The sequence below is a fragment of the Streptomyces sp. NPDC048295 genome, assembly GCF_040652135.1.
Lineage (GTDB): Bacteria > Actinomycetota > Actinomycetes > Streptomycetales > Streptomycetaceae > Streptomyces.
Genome location: NZ_JBEZLL010000028.1, coordinates 30,179 through 45,905 on the forward strand (window position 1 = coordinate 30,179; position 15,727 = coordinate 45,905).

Annotated in this window: 17 protein-coding genes; 11 read left to right on the forward strand and 6 right to left on the reverse strand. The window is 69.6% G+C overall.

Annotation, left to right across the window (positions count from 1 at the left end; all coding sequences use genetic code 11):
• Window positions 1-104: 104 nt before the first annotated feature.
• Both AB0D53_RS32490 and AB0D53_RS32495 read left to right on the forward strand, forming a co-directional pair.
• Complete coding sequence (locus AB0D53_RS32490) at window positions 105-782, forward strand: response regulator transcription factor (RefSeq protein WP_362452869.1); 678 nt, start codon at window positions 105-107, stop codon at window positions 780-782.
• A gap of 3 nt (window positions 783-785) precedes the next feature.
• A complete protein-coding gene (locus AB0D53_RS32495; RefSeq protein ID WP_362452753.1) occupies window positions 786-2,162 on the forward strand; it encodes an ATP-binding protein in 1,377 nt (458 codons plus the stop codon).
• Between the two features lie 255 nt (window positions 2,163-2,417).
• Here the strand turns inward: AB0D53_RS32495 and AB0D53_RS32500 are convergent, their stop codons facing one another.
• Window positions 2,418-3,071, reverse strand: a complete 654-nt coding sequence (locus AB0D53_RS32500; RefSeq protein ID WP_362452754.1) for a TetR/AcrR family transcriptional regulator — start codon at window positions 3,069-3,071, stop codon at window positions 2,418-2,420.
• Window positions 3,072-3,304: 233 nt separating this feature from the next.
• Between AB0D53_RS32500 and AB0D53_RS32505 the strand changes: the two genes are divergently transcribed.
• From AB0D53_RS32505 to AB0D53_RS32540, 8 genes are all read left to right on the forward strand, one after another.
• Window positions 3,305-3,925, forward strand: coding sequence for an SRPBCC family protein (locus tag AB0D53_RS32505; RefSeq protein ID WP_362452755.1), 621 nt, complete (start codon window positions 3,305-3,307; stop codon window positions 3,923-3,925).
• A gap of 253 nt (window positions 3,926-4,178) precedes the next feature.
• Window positions 4,179-5,129, forward strand: coding sequence for a MerR family transcriptional regulator (locus tag AB0D53_RS32510; RefSeq protein ID WP_362452756.1), 951 nt, complete (start codon window positions 4,179-4,181; stop codon window positions 5,127-5,129).
• Between the two features lie 75 nt (window positions 5,130-5,204).
• Entirely contained in the window at window positions 5,205-6,053 is an 849-nt protein-coding gene (locus AB0D53_RS32515; RefSeq protein WP_362452758.1) for an isochorismatase family protein, read from the forward strand.
• Complete coding sequence (locus tag AB0D53_RS32520) at window positions 5,972-6,442, forward strand: toxin-antitoxin system HicB family antitoxin (protein ID WP_362452871.1); 471 nt, start codon at window positions 5,972-5,974, stop codon at window positions 6,440-6,442. The genes AB0D53_RS32515 and AB0D53_RS32520 overlap by 82 nt, the downstream gene beginning before the upstream one ends.
• A gap of 82 nt (window positions 6,443-6,524) precedes the next feature.
• Window positions 6,525-7,370 (forward strand): DUF4097 family beta strand repeat-containing protein, encoded by an 846-nt coding sequence (locus tag AB0D53_RS32525; protein WP_362452760.1) that lies wholly within the window; start codon window positions 6,525-6,527, stop codon window positions 7,368-7,370.
• A 102-nt stretch (window positions 7,371-7,472) separates the two neighbouring features.
• Window positions 7,473-8,474 (forward strand): ATP-binding cassette domain-containing protein, encoded by a 1,002-nt coding sequence (locus AB0D53_RS32530; protein WP_362452761.1) that lies wholly within the window; start codon window positions 7,473-7,475, stop codon window positions 8,472-8,474.
• Window positions 8,471-9,262, forward strand: coding sequence for an ABC transporter permease (locus AB0D53_RS32535; RefSeq protein WP_362452763.1), 792 nt, complete (start codon window positions 8,471-8,473; stop codon window positions 9,260-9,262). Before AB0D53_RS32530 ends, AB0D53_RS32535 begins: the two co-directional genes overlap by 4 nt.
• Window positions 9,263-9,447: 185 nt before the next feature.
• Window positions 9,448-10,227: an aminoglycoside adenylyltransferase domain-containing protein gene (locus AB0D53_RS32540; protein ID WP_362452764.1), complete on the forward strand. Its 780-nt coding sequence runs from the start codon at window positions 9,448-9,450 to the stop codon at window positions 10,225-10,227.
• A 69-nt stretch (window positions 10,228-10,296) separates the two neighbouring features.
• Here AB0D53_RS32540 and AB0D53_RS32545 read toward each other — a convergent pair whose 3' ends face one another.
• Together AB0D53_RS32545 and AB0D53_RS32550 are read right to left on the reverse strand one after the other, a co-directional pair.
• The gene (locus tag AB0D53_RS32545; protein WP_362452765.1) at window positions 10,297-10,803 is read right to left on the reverse strand and encodes a GNAT family N-acetyltransferase; all 507 of its coding nucleotides are present in this window, start codon (window positions 10,801-10,803) and stop codon (window positions 10,297-10,299) included.
• Window positions 10,804-10,966: 163 nt separating this feature from the next.
• Window positions 10,967-11,671, reverse strand: a complete 705-nt coding sequence (locus AB0D53_RS32550) for a 2-phosphosulfolactate phosphatase (RefSeq protein ID WP_362452873.1) — start codon at window positions 11,669-11,671, stop codon at window positions 10,967-10,969.
• Window positions 11,672-12,246: 575 nt separating this feature from the next.
• On the opposite strand from AB0D53_RS32550, the gene AB0D53_RS32555 reads away from it, so the two are divergent.
• On the forward strand, window positions 12,247-12,846 hold the full coding sequence (locus AB0D53_RS32555; RefSeq protein WP_362452766.1) for a DinB family protein: 600 nt from the start codon (window positions 12,247-12,249) through the stop codon (window positions 12,844-12,846).
• A 38-nt stretch (window positions 12,847-12,884) separates the two neighbouring features.
• Here the strand turns inward: AB0D53_RS32555 and AB0D53_RS32560 are convergent, their stop codons facing one another.
• The 3 genes from AB0D53_RS32560 to AB0D53_RS32570 form a co-directional block, all read right to left on the reverse strand.
• Window positions 12,885-14,015, reverse strand: a complete 1,131-nt coding sequence (locus AB0D53_RS32560; RefSeq protein ID WP_362452767.1) for an NAD(P)/FAD-dependent oxidoreductase — start codon at window positions 14,013-14,015, stop codon at window positions 12,885-12,887.
• A gap of 149 nt (window positions 14,016-14,164) precedes the next feature.
• Window positions 14,165-14,614: a hypothetical protein gene (locus AB0D53_RS32565; RefSeq protein WP_362452768.1), complete on the reverse strand. Its 450-nt coding sequence runs from the start codon at window positions 14,612-14,614 to the stop codon at window positions 14,165-14,167.
• Window positions 14,611-15,597: an alpha/beta hydrolase gene (locus tag AB0D53_RS32570; RefSeq protein ID WP_362452769.1), complete on the reverse strand. Its 987-nt coding sequence runs from the start codon at window positions 15,595-15,597 to the stop codon at window positions 14,611-14,613. Before AB0D53_RS32570 ends, AB0D53_RS32565 begins: the two co-directional genes overlap by 4 nt.
• Window positions 15,598-15,727: the final 130 nt, after the last annotated feature.

Here is a 15,727-nt window from a genome sequence, read left to right on the forward strand (position 1 = left end):
TGTGACCGGGGCACTGAGAAGAGACTGAGAGCCGGCTCGGGCCTCAGCGTCCCCTCAGGAAACAGCGATTCCGGCCCGGAGCTATGGTGGACGGAGAGGTCGCCATGCGGATGCTGATCACCGAGGACGAGCCCGCGCTCGCGGATGCGATCGCCGACGGACTGGCCGCGGAGGGCTTCGTCGCCGACATCGCGCACGACGGAGCCGACGGACTGTGGCGGGCCCTGCACGAGCCCTACGACGTCATCGTGCTGGACATCATGCTGCCCGGACTGTCCGGGTACGAAGTACTGAAACGGCTCAGGGCGGCCAGGATCTGGACACCGGTGCTGATGCTCACGGCGAAGGACGGCGAGTACGACGAGGCGGACGCCCTCGACCTCGGCGCCGACGACTACCTCAGCAAACCGTTCTCCTACGTGGTCCTCGTCGCCCACCTGAGAGCCCTGCTGCGCCGCGGCGCGCCCGCCCGGCCCGCCGTACTGACCGCCGACGACCTCACCGTGGACCCCGCCCGCCACCGCTGCCGGCGCGGGGAACACGACATCAATCTGACAGCAAGGGAGTTCGCCCTCCTGGAGTACCTGCTCAGGCATGCCGACGAGGTGATCAGCAAGACGGACATCCTCACCCATGTCTGGGACGAACACTTCGACGGCGACACCAACATCGTCGAGGTGTACGTCGGCTACCTCAGACGTAAGATCGACGCCCCGTTCGGCCGACGGACCATCGAAACCGTCCGCGGTGCCGGCTACCGACTCCACAGCACTGCGAGATGATCCATGGCCGCCGCCGTCCGCTCCTGGTGGGCCCGCCGCTCGCTGCGACTGAGGCTGACCGCCGCCGCGGCCCTGGTCATCGCGGCCGGACTGGCCGGGGCCGCCCTGCTGCTCGTCGTCTGGCTGCACGCCAGCCTGATCAAGGAACTCGACCAGACCGCACTGCAACGTGCCCAAGTCGTGGCCGCGGACGAGGACAACAACCGGATCACCGCGGAAGTACCGGCCACCTCCCACGCGGAAGCCGCCGTACAGGTCGTCGACGCCGAGGGACACGTACTCGCCAGCTCTGCCAACCTGCGTGGCCTGCCACGGGTGTTCACCTTCCCGGCCGACCGGTCCGGGACCCCGCGCGCCCACACCGTCCACGACATTCCCGAGCACGATTACGGAACCTGGCGCGCCGTCGGCATTCCCGCGGGCACACCCCACAACTCCTTGACGGTGTACGTGGCCCTGCCCACCGAGAGCGTCGACCACGGTCTGTCACAACTCACCGCGGGCCTGGCCACCGGTGTACCCGCAGTCGTCGCCCTGCTCACCGGCATCGTGTGGCTGCTCACCGGACGCGCGCTGCGGCCCGTGGACGCCATGCGCGCCCAGACGGCCGAGATCACCGGAACCGACCTGAGCCGCCGCCTCGACGTACCACCCGCCAACGACGCGCTCGGCCGGCTGGCCACGACCTTCAACGACCTGCTCGGCCGCCTGGACGCCGCGACCCGGCGACAGCGCAGGTTCGTCGCGGACGCCGCCCACGAACTGCGCAGCCCCCTCAGTACCCTGCACACCCGCCTCGAAGTCGCCCACCGCCACCCGGAATCCGCCCGCTGGCAGACCCTTGCCCCCGACCTCCTCCGGGAAACCGAACGGCTCAACCACCTCGTCGACGACCTCGTCCAACTCGCCCGGCTCGACGCCCGGCCCCGGCTGCGGACCCGCCCCGTGGACCTGGACGAGATCGTCTTCGCCGAGGTGCGCGAGGCCCGCAGTCGCACCCGCCTCGTCATCGACCAGCACGCCGTCGGCGCGGCCCGCCTGACCGGCGACGAGGACGCCCTCGCCCGCGTCGTACGCAACCTCCTCGACAACGCGCTGCACCATGCCGAGACCCGCATCGACATCAGTCTCCGTACGCTGCACAACACCGCACACCTGGTCGTCGCCGACGACGGCCCCGGCATTCCGGAGGCCGACCGCGAGCGCGTCTTCGGCCGGTTCACCCGCCTGGACGACGCCCGGACACGGGACACCGGCGGCAGCGGACTCGGCCTCGCCATCGTCCGCGACATCGTGACGGCCCACCATGGCAGTACACACATCGAGGACAACCGTCCCGGGACCCGGATGGTCGTCCTGCTGCCGCTGGAAGACCCGTAGGGTCTGTCCGGCGGATCAACCGACGGCGACTCCCTGCGGCGGGAGTTGAAGCGTTCGTCGATGGTGATCGTGCTATGGACGCCACCCCGGTCGTCCGTGTGCTGTACGTCCGTCCGTGGTTCCGCACCGTGCCTATCGGCTGTTCCGCACCGTGCCTATCGGTGTGACCTCGAAACTCGGCATGACAAGGTTCCATCTCTGAGCCGGGCTCGTGGGGAAGAACCCGGCGGGGCGAACCGGTGCGGGCTGGTGACGTCAAGCCCGATGTGCAAGCAGGTCATCGAGTTCGGCTGCGAAGAGCAGGGCGGGGTCGAGTCCCATTCCCGTGAAGTGACCGGCCAGTTCCAGGGACAGGACGCCGTGCAGCCGGGTCCAGAAGGTCAGGGCCCGGTGAAGGGCCGCGGGCGGGGCGGGGTGGCCTTCGGCCCAGTCCCGGTGTTCTTCCAGGTGGGCGCCGAACGGTGTCGCGGGGCCGTCCGGGGTGAGGGCCGCACAGGCGTCGAGCAGGGTGGTCATGATCTGGGAGGAGATCCTGGTGGTGTCCTCGGGGGCGTGGTATCCGGGCACGGGGGTGCCGTAGATGAGGAAGTAGCGCTGGGGGTCGGTCAGGGCCCACTCGCGCAGGGCGTGCGCCAGCCCGGTCACGTCGGAGCCGGCGGCGAAGGCCGTGCGGAAGGTGTCGGCGAGACTCTGGTAGGCGTCCCGGATGAGCTCGGTGATCAGCTCGTCGCGGCCGGCGAAGTAGCGGTAGAGCGCGGGGCCGCTCACGCCCATCTGTTTGGCGACCGCGTTGAGGGAGAGTGCGGGCACTCCTGCCGCGGCGATCTGCTTCCAGGCGTGTTCCTTGATCTCCGCGCGGACCTGGGTGCGGTACCGCTCCCGCGGGGTCCTCGGATCCGGCTCTCCCACGGCCCGCCGCCTTCCCTGTTCTCTCCGCTACAGCTTCAAGGGTTCGTTAGAAGCTATCACGCGATGTCTTGACCCTCCGTCGCATTGCCAGTTATAACTTCTAACGAACGCACGTGCCTCTAGCTCGTTCGGGGTGCGCAGGGCGGCCGCCCTGTCCGACGACAGACATCCGCCCGAGAGTCAGAGCGCACTCGGCAGTCAGCTCCCGCCCGGCAACCGACAAGGGGAACGCCATGCCCGGCATCCGCGCCGTCCTGTTCACCGTCCCGCTCGCCCTCGCCGTCCTCGGCACCGCTGCCGCACCCGCGGGAGCCGCTTCCCGCCACACCGGCACATCCCTCACCTGCCGCGGGGAAGGTGTCGATCCCGACGCGCGTGTCCGCCACAGGACCGAGACCTTGATCCACGCACCGTTGCGCACGGTCTGGAAACTGCAGACGGACGTGGCGCGTTGGCCGTCCTGGCAGGCTTCCGTCAAGACCGCGGAACGCCTCGATCACGGACCCTTCCGGCGGGGCTCGGCGTTCCGGTGGACGACCCCGATACCCCCCAACCCCGCCACTCCGGCGACCGAGCTGGAGATCACCTCGACCGTCGAGCAGCTCGGGACCAACTCCTGCATCCGCTGGACCGGCCCCGCGATCGGTGAAGGGCTGCGCATCGACGGCGTCCATGTATGGAACTTCACCGCGGTCGAGGGTGGCGTCCGTGTGAGCACTGAGGAAACCCACTCCGGCGCCCAGGTCGACGCGGATGTCCCCACCGCGACGGAGATCCTCCGCCAGGGCCTCGATGCATGGCTGCACGAACTGAAGACCGCCGCCGAGGCCCGCAGCGACGGCCGTCGGAACTGAACGGGTGAACGAGCTCAGGCCTCCCGGGTCCATGGCCCGGGAGGCCTGCCGGGTTCCACTTCGGCAGGAGGAAGTCCGCTGCCTCCGCGGCGACTTCATCCGGCGGAGTCCGAAATGACCGGGCCCGCGCCGTCCTGACGGTCAGCGGAAACCGCGTGATGTGTGCTCAGCGGCTCGGAGGGTGCCTCGGCCGAGGCCCGGCCGGAGGAATAGCCTTGAGTCTCCAGTGACTGGAGACAGCAGAGCTGGGGACATGGACGTTACGACCCTCTACTCGATCGGGGAGCTTTCCCGGCGGACCGGATTGTCCGTGAGGACCATCCGGTTCTACTCCGATTCGGGGGTGGTGGCGCCGACCACTCGAAGTCCCGCCGGCTACCGGCTCTACGACCTCGACGCACTGCTTCGTCTGGAACTCCTCCGCACACTGCGCGAGCTGGGCATGGACCTGGCCACGATTCGACGGGTACTCGACCGCGAGCTCTCGTTGGCGGAAGTCGCCGCGGCTCACGCCGACGCCATGGATGTCCGGATCCGGATGCTGCAACTGCGCCGGAGCGTTCTGCGAGTCGTGGCCGGACGCGGGTCCGATCCCGAGGAGATCAAGCTCATGCACAGGCTCACTCAGTTGTCCGGCGAGGAACGCCGACGTCTGATCGACGACTTCATGGAGGGCACCTTCGGATCGGTGGATGCCGACCCGGCCGCGGCGGCCATGGTTCGTGCTGCCGCTCCCGAGCTCCCCGACGAACCGTCCAGCGAGCAGGTCGCCGCGTGGGTGGAGCTTGCCGAGCTGGTCGGGGACGAGGACTTCCGGGACCGGATGCGCCGGGCGGCCGTGTGCCGGGCCGCCGGGAGCACGCTCGACATCGAGAGCGAGGCCGGTGAGGAGCTGATGGAGTTCACCCGTCAGAAGGTTGCCGAGGCCGTGGAGTCGGGCATCGACCCGCTCGGTGACAGAGGTGCACCCGTCATCGACGACCTTGTGCACCGCTTCGCCGAGGCTCTCGGGCGCACCCCTGACCCGGAGTTCCGGCACTGGATGGCCCAGTGCTTCGAAGAGGCGCATGATCCCGGGGTGGACCGGTACTGGCGGCTGGTCTGGATCGTCAACGACTGGCAGGTGGTGCCGAACCTGATTCCGGTGTACCCCTGGCTCGTCCAGGCCCTGCGAAGTGACCGCGGCGCACGGTCATCGCAGTGAAGACCGCCCCGACGGGCACGTCGCGGCGCCGGCCCCGAGGCGGAACGCGCCACCCGGCCCGCCGCCCTACACCCCGTGCCGACCGCCCCGCCTCATCACACGTGGCATGACGCATCCGTCTTCTGCGCGGGGGGCGGACGGGCCGACCAGGTCCTGGCCGAAGCCGGCGGAACGGCTCACGACGCCACGCGGATACACGATCAGGTCGCCCCGCAGGACGGCGGCATCGTCGTCCGCGAGATCCGCCACGGCGCGGCCTCGACCGCGGAGCTGCACGAGCAGCCGGCCGACCGCGGCATCGGCACCCCGGCCCTCGTCGGGATCAGCGCCGGCGGCGTCGTCCTGTCGATCCTCATGGATGTCGCCGACCGCAACTGCGGCGTCTGCGTCCTCTCCGGCGGCGTCACCGACCGTGACCCCGGGATCCATCGGACCCTGATCGACAAGACCTTCCCGGCCCGCGCACACATCATCGGCATGCCCGGCTGCGCGCCATGTTGCGGGCGGCCTCGGAACCGGCCCGGCCGGCGCGCCGCGGAAGACCTCGCACACCTGGACAACTCGCTTGGCGCCACTGCGTGGCGCCAAGTGGTGTCAAGTGGCACCCGATGGTGCCACTTGGTGCCATGTGATGCCATTCGGTGGCTCGCAAGGTGGGTGAGCGCAGAGGGCGCCACGGTGGAAAGATTCGACTGCTTCTTTATTTTCGCAGGTCAGGGTGGTTTGTGTCGCGTCTGCACGACGTGCGGTGCCATGCAGGCTTGCGTGCGGTGCCATATTGGTGCCATGATGACGCCATGGACCTCACCCCGTATGTCGACACCCTCCGCCGCGAACTCGCGGTGGCCGCCGAAGCCGGCGGGGAAAGTGCTCGTGAGCTGGCCGAGCGGCTCACCGCTCCGCTGGAGTCGGCGACCCGTCTGACCATGCTCAACGTGCTCTCCGCCGCGATGGACGAGATCACCCGTGAGCTCGCTCCCGGCTCGGTCGATGTACGGCTGCGCGGTCTCGACCCCGACTTCGTGGTGACGCTGCCGCCGGCCGGCGGCGGTCCCGCGGAGCCGGCCGCACCCGTAGAACCGCTCAAGGCGCAGGCTCCGGTGGAGGGCGACGAGGGGGGCACCGCTCGCGTCAATCTGCGTCTGCCGGCCCACCTCAAGGCGCGCGCCGAGGAGGCCGCGAGCCGCGAGGGCCTGTCGGTCAACGCGTGGCTGGTCCGGGCCGTTTCGGCGGCGGTCGACGGCGGCGGCGCGCCGCGTACGACGGAGCGGACCCGCACCATGGGACAAGGCTTCACGGGCTGGGTGCGCTAGCCGCGCCCGCGCCCGCCGCACTTCATCCACACCACGTCCCACCAGCGGGGACGCCCCAAGGACTCATGAGGACGGTACAGCCATGCCTTCTTTCGACACTCCCGAACCGATCTCGGTCACCGCTCACGTGGACGCCGGCTCCATCCGGTTCGGCGCGGGCGACCGCCACGACACGGTTGTCGAGGTGCTGCCCCGCGACCCGAAGCGGGACCAGGACGTGCGGTCGGCCGAGCAGACCGAGGTCACGTTCGTGAGCGGCGTCCTGACCGTCAGGACGCCCAAGCAGCGCAACCTCTTCGGACGCACCGGCACCGTCGATGTGACGGTCGAACTGCCCACGGGCTCGCACGTCGACGTGAAGGGTGCCTGGGCCCAGGTGCTTGGCGAGGGCCGGCTCGGCGAGGTCGGCGTGAAGACCTCCTCCGGTGACGTCCGCCTCGACGCGACCGGGCCGCTCCAGCTGACCGCCTCCCACGGCTCGATCACGGTCGACCGGGTCGAAGGCATGGCCGAGATCGCCACCAGCTCCGGCAGTGTGCGTGTCGGTACCGTCGACGGGCCCGCCGTACTGAAGAACTCGCACGGCACCACGACCGTCGGCACCGTGACCGGAGACCTGCGGGTGAGCGGCGCCAACGGTGACATCGACATCGCCCGCGCCGGGGGCTCGGTGGTCGCCACCACTGCGCACGGCACCTTGCGCGTCGCCGAAGTCGCCCGTGGCCGGGTCCAGTTGGAGACCTCCTACGGTGCCATCGAGGTCGGCATCCGCGAGGGCACCGCCGCCTGGCTCGACGTCAACTCCGGCCACGGGCAGGTGCGCAACACACTCGCCTCCTCCGAGGCCCCGGAAAAGAGCGAGGAGACCGTCGAGGTCCGCGCCCGGACCCGTCACGGCAACATCGACGTACGCCGCGCCCGCCCCTGAGCACCGGCCCACCCGGCCCGTGCGCCGGCTCGCCCCCACTCACTCTTCAGCCCAGTCGCTTCAGCAGCCCCAGTCGCTTCAGCCTTCGAAAGGGAGGGCTCCATGCCTTCTTCTGTCATGTCCACGCCTAAGCTGCGGGACGGGCGGCAGTCGCCCGACGCCGTCTCCGCCGTCGGCCTGCGCAAGTCGTACGGTGACAAGACCGTGCTCGACGGCATCGATCTGCGTATTCCGGCCGGGTCCGTGTTCGCGCTGCTCGGGCCCAACGGCGCCGGCAAGACCACCACCGTGCAGATCCTCTCCACACTCATCACCGCCGACGGCGGCCAGGCCGAGGTCGCGGGCCACGACGTCGCCACGGCACCGGACGGCGTGCGCGCCGCGATCGGTGTCACCGGGCAGTTCTCCGCCGTCGACGGTCTGATCACCGGCGAGGAGAACATGCTCCTCATGGCGGACCTGCACCACCTGTCCAAGAGCGAGGGGCGGCGGGTCGCCGCCGAGCTGCTGGAACGCTTCGACCTCACCGAGGCCGCGAAGAAGCCCGCCTCCACCTACTCGGGCGGCATGAAGCGCCGCCTCGACATCGCCATGACCCTGGTCGGCAGCCCGCGGATCATCTTCCTCGACGAGCCCACCACCGGCCTCGATCCCCGCTCCCGTCACAACATGTGGCAGATCATCCGCGAACTCGTCACCGGCGGCGTCACCGTCTTCCTCACCACCCAGTACCTGAACGAGGCCGACGAACTCGCCGACCGTATCGCCGTCCTCAACGACGGAAAGATCGCCGCCGAAGGCACCGCGGAAGAGCTGAAACGGCTGATCCCCGGCGGTCACGTGCGGCTCCGCTTCACCGACCCGTCCGCATACCGGTCCGCCGCCCACGCGCTGAGCGAGGCCACCCACGACGAAGAATCGCTGTCGCTGCAGATCCCCAGCGACGGCAGCCAGCGCGAGCTGCGCTCGATCCTCGACTGGCTGGACTCGGCCGGCATCGAGGCGGACGAGCTGACCGTGCACACCCCCGACCTCGATGACGTGTTCTTCGCCCTGACCGGCTCCGGCGTGCCGAGCCAGAAGACCAAGGAGGATGTCCGATGAGCTCCCTCTCCCTCGCCGTACGCGACTCGTCGACGATGCTGCGCCGCAACCTCCTGCACGCGCGGCGCTATCCGTCCCTCACGCTGAACCTGCTGCTCACGCCGATCATGTTGCTGCTGCTCTTCGTCTACATCTTCGGCGACGTGATGAGCGCGGGCATCGGTGGCGGCGGCGCGGACCGGTCCGAGTACATCGCCTACCTCGTGCCGGGCCTCCTGCTGATGACCATCGGCAGCACCACGATCGGCACCGCGGTGTCCGTCTCCAACGACATGACCGAGGGCATCATCGCCCGCTTCCGTACGATGGCGATCCACCGCACCTCCGTGATCACCGGACACGTCATCGGCAGCGTGCTGCAGTCCATCGCCAGCGTGGTCCTGGTGGGCGCCGTCGGCGTGGCCATCGGCTTCCGCTCCACGGACGCCACCGCCCTGGAGTGGCTCGCGGCATTCGGACTGCTCATGCTGTTCGCCCTGGCGCTCACCTGGATCGCCGTGGGAATGGGCATGGTCAGCCCGAACGCCGAGGCGGCCAGCAACAACGCGATGCCGCTGATCTTCCTCCCGCTCATCTCCAGCACCTTCGTACCGGTCGACGCGATGCCGGGCTGGTTCCAGCCGATCGCCGAGTACCAGCCCTTCACACCTGCCATCGAGACCCTGCGCGGCCTGCTGCTCGGCAGCGAGATCGGCAACAACGGGTGGATCGCGATCGGTTGGTGTCTGGCTCTCTCCGCGCTCGGCTACTACTGGTCGAAGGCGACCTTCAACCGCGACCCGAAGTAACCGGGACGCCCGAGGGCGGCGTACCCCGACACCGCGTCGGGGTACGCCGCCCCGTCCGCGTCCACGGTCTCCTGCGTTCACGGTCTTCTGTGTCCAGAGAGCGTCGGACGCCGCCTGCAACGCCTCCGCCGTGCAGTGGTGCACCTGCGAGTGATGCCTCGGTGAGCCCCCATATGATCGGCTCTGTGGATACCGGAGTTCATGTGCCTCCCCATGTCGTTGCGTACGTAGCCGAGGTCTCGGGAGTCCTCAGCGAAATGCGTCCCGACCTGATCGGCGTCTATCTGCATGGTTCGGCCGTGCTGGGGGGCTTCGACGCTGATCGCAGCGACGTGGATGTGCTGGCTGTCGTCGCCGAGCAGGGCACCGAGCGCGACCAGTTGGCCCTGGGCGATGCGGTGGTGGAGACCACGTCGCGATGTCCCGGCACGGGGTTGGAGATGAGCGTCATCACCGCGGCCGCTGCGGCCGACATCGGTTCCTGCCCGTTCGAGGTCCATGTCCGTACCACCGCGACCGGGGCCGCCGTCATCCCCGGGGCGGGCCATGCCGGTGACGCCGACCTGATCCTGCACTGCGCCGTGTGCCGGGACCACGCGCTCGCCGTCTGGGGGCCACCGGCGTACGAGGTCTTCGCCCCGGTGCCGCGCGACCGCGTCCGTGCCGCGATGGTGAGCGAGCTGCGCTGGGCACTGGACCACGCGAGCGCGACGTACGCGGTCCTCAACGCCTGCCGCGCGCTGCGATTCGCCGCCGACGGGCGACTGTGCTCCAAGCTCGACGGCGGCCGGTGGTACCAGGACCGCTACGGGAACGACGCGGTGGTCACCGCGGCCATCGCCCATCAACGCGATGGGCTGCCGGGGCCGACGGCACCCGCCGCCATCGCGTTCGTGGCGGCGGCGCTCCAGGAAGAGGACCGAACGGATCCGGCCCTCCGGAGCGCTCCGGAGGGCCGGATCTGAACGCGTCGCCGACCTGCTGGGACCCTTTTGAGACCCGTCGATCACGACCGGCGGGACAACACTCGACGTTCAGCCCCGGGCCTCCGGGGCAGTGAACGAGATCCAGGTATCGGGCGGCAGGTCCGGGCGCCCCGGTACCGGTCTGCGTTCCTCGGTCCACGCCTCGCCGACGACCTCGGTGGCAACACGACGCCAGAAGGCGACCGCGCTCGCGTTGCCCTGCTGGAAGGCGACCTCCCACGGCCCCGGGTGCTTCGCCACGACCTCCCGAACGGCACGCAGCCCGATCCCTGTCCTGCGTACTCCACGCACCACGAAGAAGCTGCTCAGCACGCGCGTCGGGTCGGCCAGGCCGCGGACGAGGGCGAGGCCAACGGGGGACCCGTCCCCGGTCAGGAGGTAGGGCGCCCAGTCGGCCCGGGTGAGGGCGGCGTGGAGCCGATCGCTCCGGAAGGTGCCGTCGGGGTCGGGCAGCGCACCGCTGAACTCCGACATGTCATGTCGGAACAGCAGCCAGAGGCGCTCCAGTACCGGCCGGTCGGCCGGATCGGCGAGACGCACGGATACATCGGTCATGAATCTCCTCCATGTGCAGCGGTGCGGGTCGGTGGTGCGGCGGGCATCACGGGGCTTGCTGGACCAGTCCGTGAACGGTCCAGGACATCTGCCCGTGACCGGTCCAGGGCATGAACAAAGCCTCCCTGGCGGAGGCGAGGCCCGACCGGACGCCGGCACTTGCTCATCGGGCCGAGGCGACTTCGGCCGGTGGAGGCGCGGCGCACGGGCGAAGGACCATGAGCGAGTCCTCCTGGGCCGCCACCATGGCAAAGGGAAACCGGTCGAGCTCAAGACAGAGCGCGACGTCATCAGGGTGGACACCTTGGCGCACCCCCTGCGCCAGCTCCGCGGCGGCACGCGACTCGGCGGCGCGGCGAAGGAACCCAGCGGCATCCGTCCCGGCTCCGGTGGCCCTCCCGGCGATGTACTGAGCGCACGCCAGATCCTCGTCGGCCTGCCCGTCTTCGCCGGTGACCACGAACGTGACGTCGTCGTTCTCGCGTGTCCGCAGGAGCCGAGCCGTTGCTTCCGCCACCACGAAGCCGGCGCACAGCACCAACGACGCCTCCTTGACCGCAAGGGCGCCGACCGTCCCTGCCGTGGTCTTCTGCACGACGGTCCGTCCACCGAGGTCGACGGACCGCAGGAGGCCCGGCGAGTTGACCATGTCGAACCCGGGCGCCGGTGGCCCGTCCTTGAGCGCCACTCGATCCGGGTGCCGAGCCTTGAGCGCCAGGGCGTCATCCAGCGACCCGGCAAGAATGATCTTTTCCGCCCCCTGGGCAAAGGCCCAGGCAGCCACGGTGAAAGCGCGCATGACGTCGACCACGACCGCCACGGACGGGGCCTCGGCCACCTCGGTGATGCCAACGAATCGAGTGTCCATTCCGGTCGTGATCACGCACTCTCATCTCGAATCAGCCGGAGAGTGATCCACGTCACGCTGAAGCTCTCGGAATGCAACACCCTCGGCCGGTCGCGCCGGAAAGATGGTCCGCAACAACACGCCTGCTCCCGACGGTGCGCGAAGGTGCCACGTCCACGGCCACCGGGTCGAGACGGAACTCGTCGTCCTCGACGCCCTGCAGCACGAGGCGCTGCTCGTTCTCGCCATCGGCACGCAACAGTCGCACACCGTCATCCCTGCCGCACCACTGAGGATTCCATGCTGGAGGCATGGATGACGAGTTGCGGTTCCGCAAGGCGCTGATGCAGGCCGATCACGGTGACGGCGAGGCTGTGAACGCTGCCTTGCGTGCTCTGCCGGGCGAGGTCGAGGCCGTGGCTGGTCCGGTAACTCCGGCAGCAGCAGGGGCAGTACCTTCCAGACACACGCCTCTTCGTGCACCGGCGAGGTGGCCGGCTGTCCCAGCCCCGCGACCGGTCCGGACGGATTCGCGGAACCCCGATGTCCCGTCCCGTCGAGCCCGATTGTCAGTGCGGGGTGGAAGACTGCCCGGCATGATCGAACCAAACCCGAAAGCAGACCTCCTCCGATACCTGCAGGAGGGCCGCGACGCCCTGATGTGGAAGCTCGACGGACTCTCGGAGTACGACATCCGCCGCCCGCTGACTCCCACGGGCACGAACCTGCTGGGGCTGGTCAAGCACATAGCGAGCGTGGAGCTGGGGTACTTCGGCGACACGTTCGGGAGGCCGTTCTTCGCTGCGGACCCGCCGCCCTGGTGGTATACGGAGGACGCGGAACCCAACGCGGACATGTGGGCCACCGCGGACGAATCGCGCGAATACATCGTTGGGCTGTACCACCAGGCGTGGGAGCACTCCAACAGCACGATCGCGACGCTGGAGCTCGACGCGATCGGACATGTCCCCTGGTGGCCGGAGGAACGGCGGGAAGTGACACTGAACCACATTCTGGTGCGCGTGATCTCCGATACGCAGCGGCATGCCGGCCACGCCGACATCGTGCGGGAACTCATCGACGGATCCGTCGGGTGCCAGGAGAGCAACGACAGCGTGCCGGCGGAGGATCGGGCGTGGTGGGAGAAGCACCGGCGCCGGCTGGAGAGCGCTGCGCGCGAAGCCGGCAACGGCTGATCCTGCTCCGATCCCGCCCTGCCGCCGACGCCGGCGGCTCAATGGCCCTTCTCGGCGGGTACGGCGATCCGGTTCTGAGCCGCCTCGTGGGCGGAGAGGAGCTCGATGAGCTCGTCACCCTCAAACGTGGGCGTCTCGGCGCTGCGAGGGAACATGGCCTGCTCGTACTCGGTGAGCGCGGCCTCGATGTCGTCGGCGTGATGGGCGAGGGCCTTGCCGAGCTCGGCGCCGTCGAGCATGGCCAGGTTGGCGCCTTCACCGTTCGGCGCCATGAGGTGGGCGGCGTCGCCGAGCAGGGTCACGCCGGGCACCCGGTCCCACCGGTGCCCGGTCGGCAGCGCGTAGAGGGTGCGCAGAAGCGGCGCCGTGTCGGCGTCGGTGATCAGGGCAGTGAGTTCCGGTGCCCAGCCGTCGAATTCCTGCCCGATGCGCGCGGTGGCCGCGGCGGCATCGGTGAAATCGATGGCGGCGAACCAGTTCTGCGGCTCGGGCAGCCCCACGTAGGCGTGCAGAGTGTCGCCCCTCTCCCGGTGGGCGAAGATCTCCCTGTCCGGCGTGTGTACGATCATCGACCCGCCGCCGACTGCCTGCGCGGCGGCCGGGTGCCGGGTGTCGGCGTCGAACAGGTACGTCTCGACCACCGACTTGCCGACGTACTCGGGTGGGGTGGTGGAGAGCAGTGGCCGCACCCGTGACCACGCGCCGTCCGCGCCGACCAGCAGGCCGGCGGCGACGGTGCTGCCGTCGGTGAATGTCACCTCGTGGTGGCCCTCGCCGAGGGTACGGGTGCACCTGACCTTGTGTCCCCACTGGACGGTGCCGGCCGGGAGCGAGTCGAGCAGGATCTGTCGCAGCTCGCCACGTTGCACCTCGGGGCGTCCCCCCGTGCCGTCGTCGGCTTTGTCGAGCAGGACGGTCCCGTCCGGGGCGAGGACTCGCATTGCCTGGCGGCCCTCCAGGACGAGGCCACGGAACTCGTCCATCAAGTCTGCTGCTTCAAGGGCGAGTTGTCCGTTGTGGTCGTGGATGTCGAGCATCCCGCCCTGCGAGCGCGCAGCCGGGGAGGGCTCCGCCTCGTAGACCGTGGCCGGAATTCCGTGGACGTGCAGGACGCGGGCGAGCGTGAGTCCGCCGAGTCCTGCGCCGATGATCGTGGCAGAGATGTGCATGGTGGCTCCTTCGGGATCGGGCCGCCCGGTGAGTTCCGGTGGGCTGTCCACGCCAACGGTGCCGATCCCCGCCGACGGGCCGCCGATATCGCACCGACAGCCCCTACAGCCGTCCGATACCGCGACCCCGTGACCCGAATATCTCGGCGTCATGCCACTCGCGGTCGTCTCCACAGCAGCGCGACTGCCAGGAGGCCCGCCAGACAGGGGGCCATCCCGGCCCAGCCCAGTGCCGACGGCAGCCCGGTTTCACCGGAAGTGTCCTTGGTGAGCAGTCCGGTCAGCCCGACGACCGCGCCCGCCACGAGCATCACGGTCGCGGCAGGGCGGGCCCACCGCCTGCCCGCCCTGACGGCCCAGGCCGTCCAGAGCCAGGCGAGGACGCCGAGCGCCCCGACGGCGGACAGCAGGGCCAGATATGTCGTGACGGCCGACTGGACGTGCGCGTCGGTGTACGCGGGATAGCCGCTCCGGATGTGGTCGGCCAGCAGATGGGTGGTGGCGCGGTCGACATACAGGGCGATCGTCGCGATGACGGTGAGCCCGAGGCCCGTGTACATCGCTCCGAGGACCCGTCGTTCATGGCGTGTCTTCGTCATCGGAGTGCCTTTCCCCCGGTGCGCACGGTGAGGGAGACCCGGAGGAACTCGAGGATCTCCGCTCGTGCGGCCTCGGCCTGCTGGGCGACTCCCGGCATGCTGAGGAACGCGTGCCCGGCTCCGGCGTACTCGCTCAGCCGCGTGGGTGTCCCGGCCGCTTGCAGCCGTTCGGCGTAGCGGCGGCCGTGATCCGCCACCGGGTCGTGCGTCGGCACGACCACGCGCGCCGGGGCGAGCCCGTCGAGGTCGTCGGCGTACAGCGGCGAGAGCGCGCGGGGATCGGTGCCCGGTGGGACGGCGAGCCGCTGGAACAGGCGCAGTTGGGGCAGGGCGAGAGCCGCGGTGTGGGCGTGCTCGGTCATCGAGGCGTGGTCGAGCATCGCCCCGGTCACATCGACGGCGGGATTGACCAGCACCTGCGCCTGGAGCCGCAGGCCGGCCTCCCTGGCCCGGATCGCCACCAGGGCGCTGATCAACGCACCACAGCTTTCTCCGAAAAGGGCTGTCCGTGCCGGGTCGATGCCCCACTGCGCGGGGTGCTCCAGCACATTCCGCAGGACGCCCCAGACGTCGTCGACGGCCGCCGGCAGGGGAGTGTCCGGGGCGAGGAGACGGTGCTCGACCGAGACGACGACGGCGGGCAGCCGGGCGGCGAGGTGACTGTTGACCCAGTCGCACTGCACCGCCGTACCCACGAACCCCCCTCCATGCACATGGAGTACGAGGGGCATCCCGGCAAGGCCGTCGATTTCGTCGTCACACCCGCGGAGTGGCCGGTACACCCGGACCGGGACCTCGCGACCGGGCAGCGCCACCTCCTGCCACCGGATCGCGGCTCCGGGATCCGGGTCCCCGGTGATCGCCCGTGCCGCATCGGACGCCCGGAAGCGGTTTTCCGCGTCGCGGTAGGCAACGAGATCCTGGGCCGTCATCGTCAACCAGTCCGGCTCCGGCGGCCGTTCCGTAGCAGTGGCCTTGCTCATAGCTCCTCCTTGGACAGGATCGCGAACCCGCGATCTGTAACCTACGCCGTAGGTTTACGTGGCGCACGATAGTTTCTACGGTGTAGGTCTGGCAAGGAGGTGAGTGACCCCGGCCGGACGTACCCGGCCC

What these genes read in the sequence shown, in the direction of transcription:
- AB0D53_RS32490 (WP_362452869.1), top strand. Translation starts at nt 105, where the DNA reads ATGCGGATGCTGATCACCGAGGACGAGCCCGCGCTCGCGGATGCGATC.
- AB0D53_RS32495 (WP_362452753.1), top strand. Translation starts at nt 786, where the DNA reads ATGGCCGCCGCCGTCCGCTCCTGGTGGGCCCGCCGCTCGCTGCGACTG.
- AB0D53_RS32505 (WP_362452755.1), top strand. Translation starts at nt 3,305, where the DNA reads ATGCCCGGCATCCGCGCCGTCCTGTTCACCGTCCCGCTCGCCCTCGCC.
- AB0D53_RS32510 (WP_362452756.1), top strand. Translation starts at nt 4,179, where the DNA reads ATGGACGTTACGACCCTCTACTCGATCGGGGAGCTTTCCCGGCGGACC.
- AB0D53_RS32525 (WP_362452760.1), top strand. Translation starts at nt 6,525, where the DNA reads ATGCCTTCTTTCGACACTCCCGAACCGATCTCGGTCACCGCTCACGTG.
- AB0D53_RS32530 (WP_362452761.1), top strand. Translation starts at nt 7,473, where the DNA reads ATGCCTTCTTCTGTCATGTCCACGCCTAAGCTGCGGGACGGGCGGCAG.
- AB0D53_RS32535 (WP_362452763.1), top strand. Translation starts at nt 8,471, where the DNA reads ATGAGCTCCCTCTCCCTCGCCGTACGCGACTCGTCGACGATGCTGCGC.
- AB0D53_RS32545 (WP_362452765.1), bottom strand. Translation starts at nt 10,803, where the DNA reads ATGACCGATGTATCCGTGCGTCTCGCCGATCCGGCCGACCGGCCGGTA.
- AB0D53_RS32550 (WP_362452873.1), bottom strand. Translation starts at nt 11,671, where the DNA reads ATGGACACTCGATTCGTTGGCATCACCGAGGTGGCCGAGGCCCCGTCC.
- AB0D53_RS32555 (WP_362452766.1), top strand. Translation starts at nt 12,247, where the DNA reads ATGATCGAACCAAACCCGAAAGCAGACCTCCTCCGATACCTGCAGGAG.
- AB0D53_RS32560 (WP_362452767.1), bottom strand. Translation starts at nt 14,015, where the DNA reads ATGCACATCTCTGCCACGATCATCGGCGCAGGACTCGGCGGACTCACG.
- AB0D53_RS32565 (WP_362452768.1), bottom strand. Translation starts at nt 14,614, where the DNA reads ATGACGAAGACACGCCATGAACGACGGGTCCTCGGAGCGATGTACACG.
- AB0D53_RS32570 (WP_362452769.1), bottom strand. Translation starts at nt 15,597, where the DNA reads ATGAGCAAGGCCACTGCTACGGAACGGCCGCCGGAGCCGGACTGGTTG.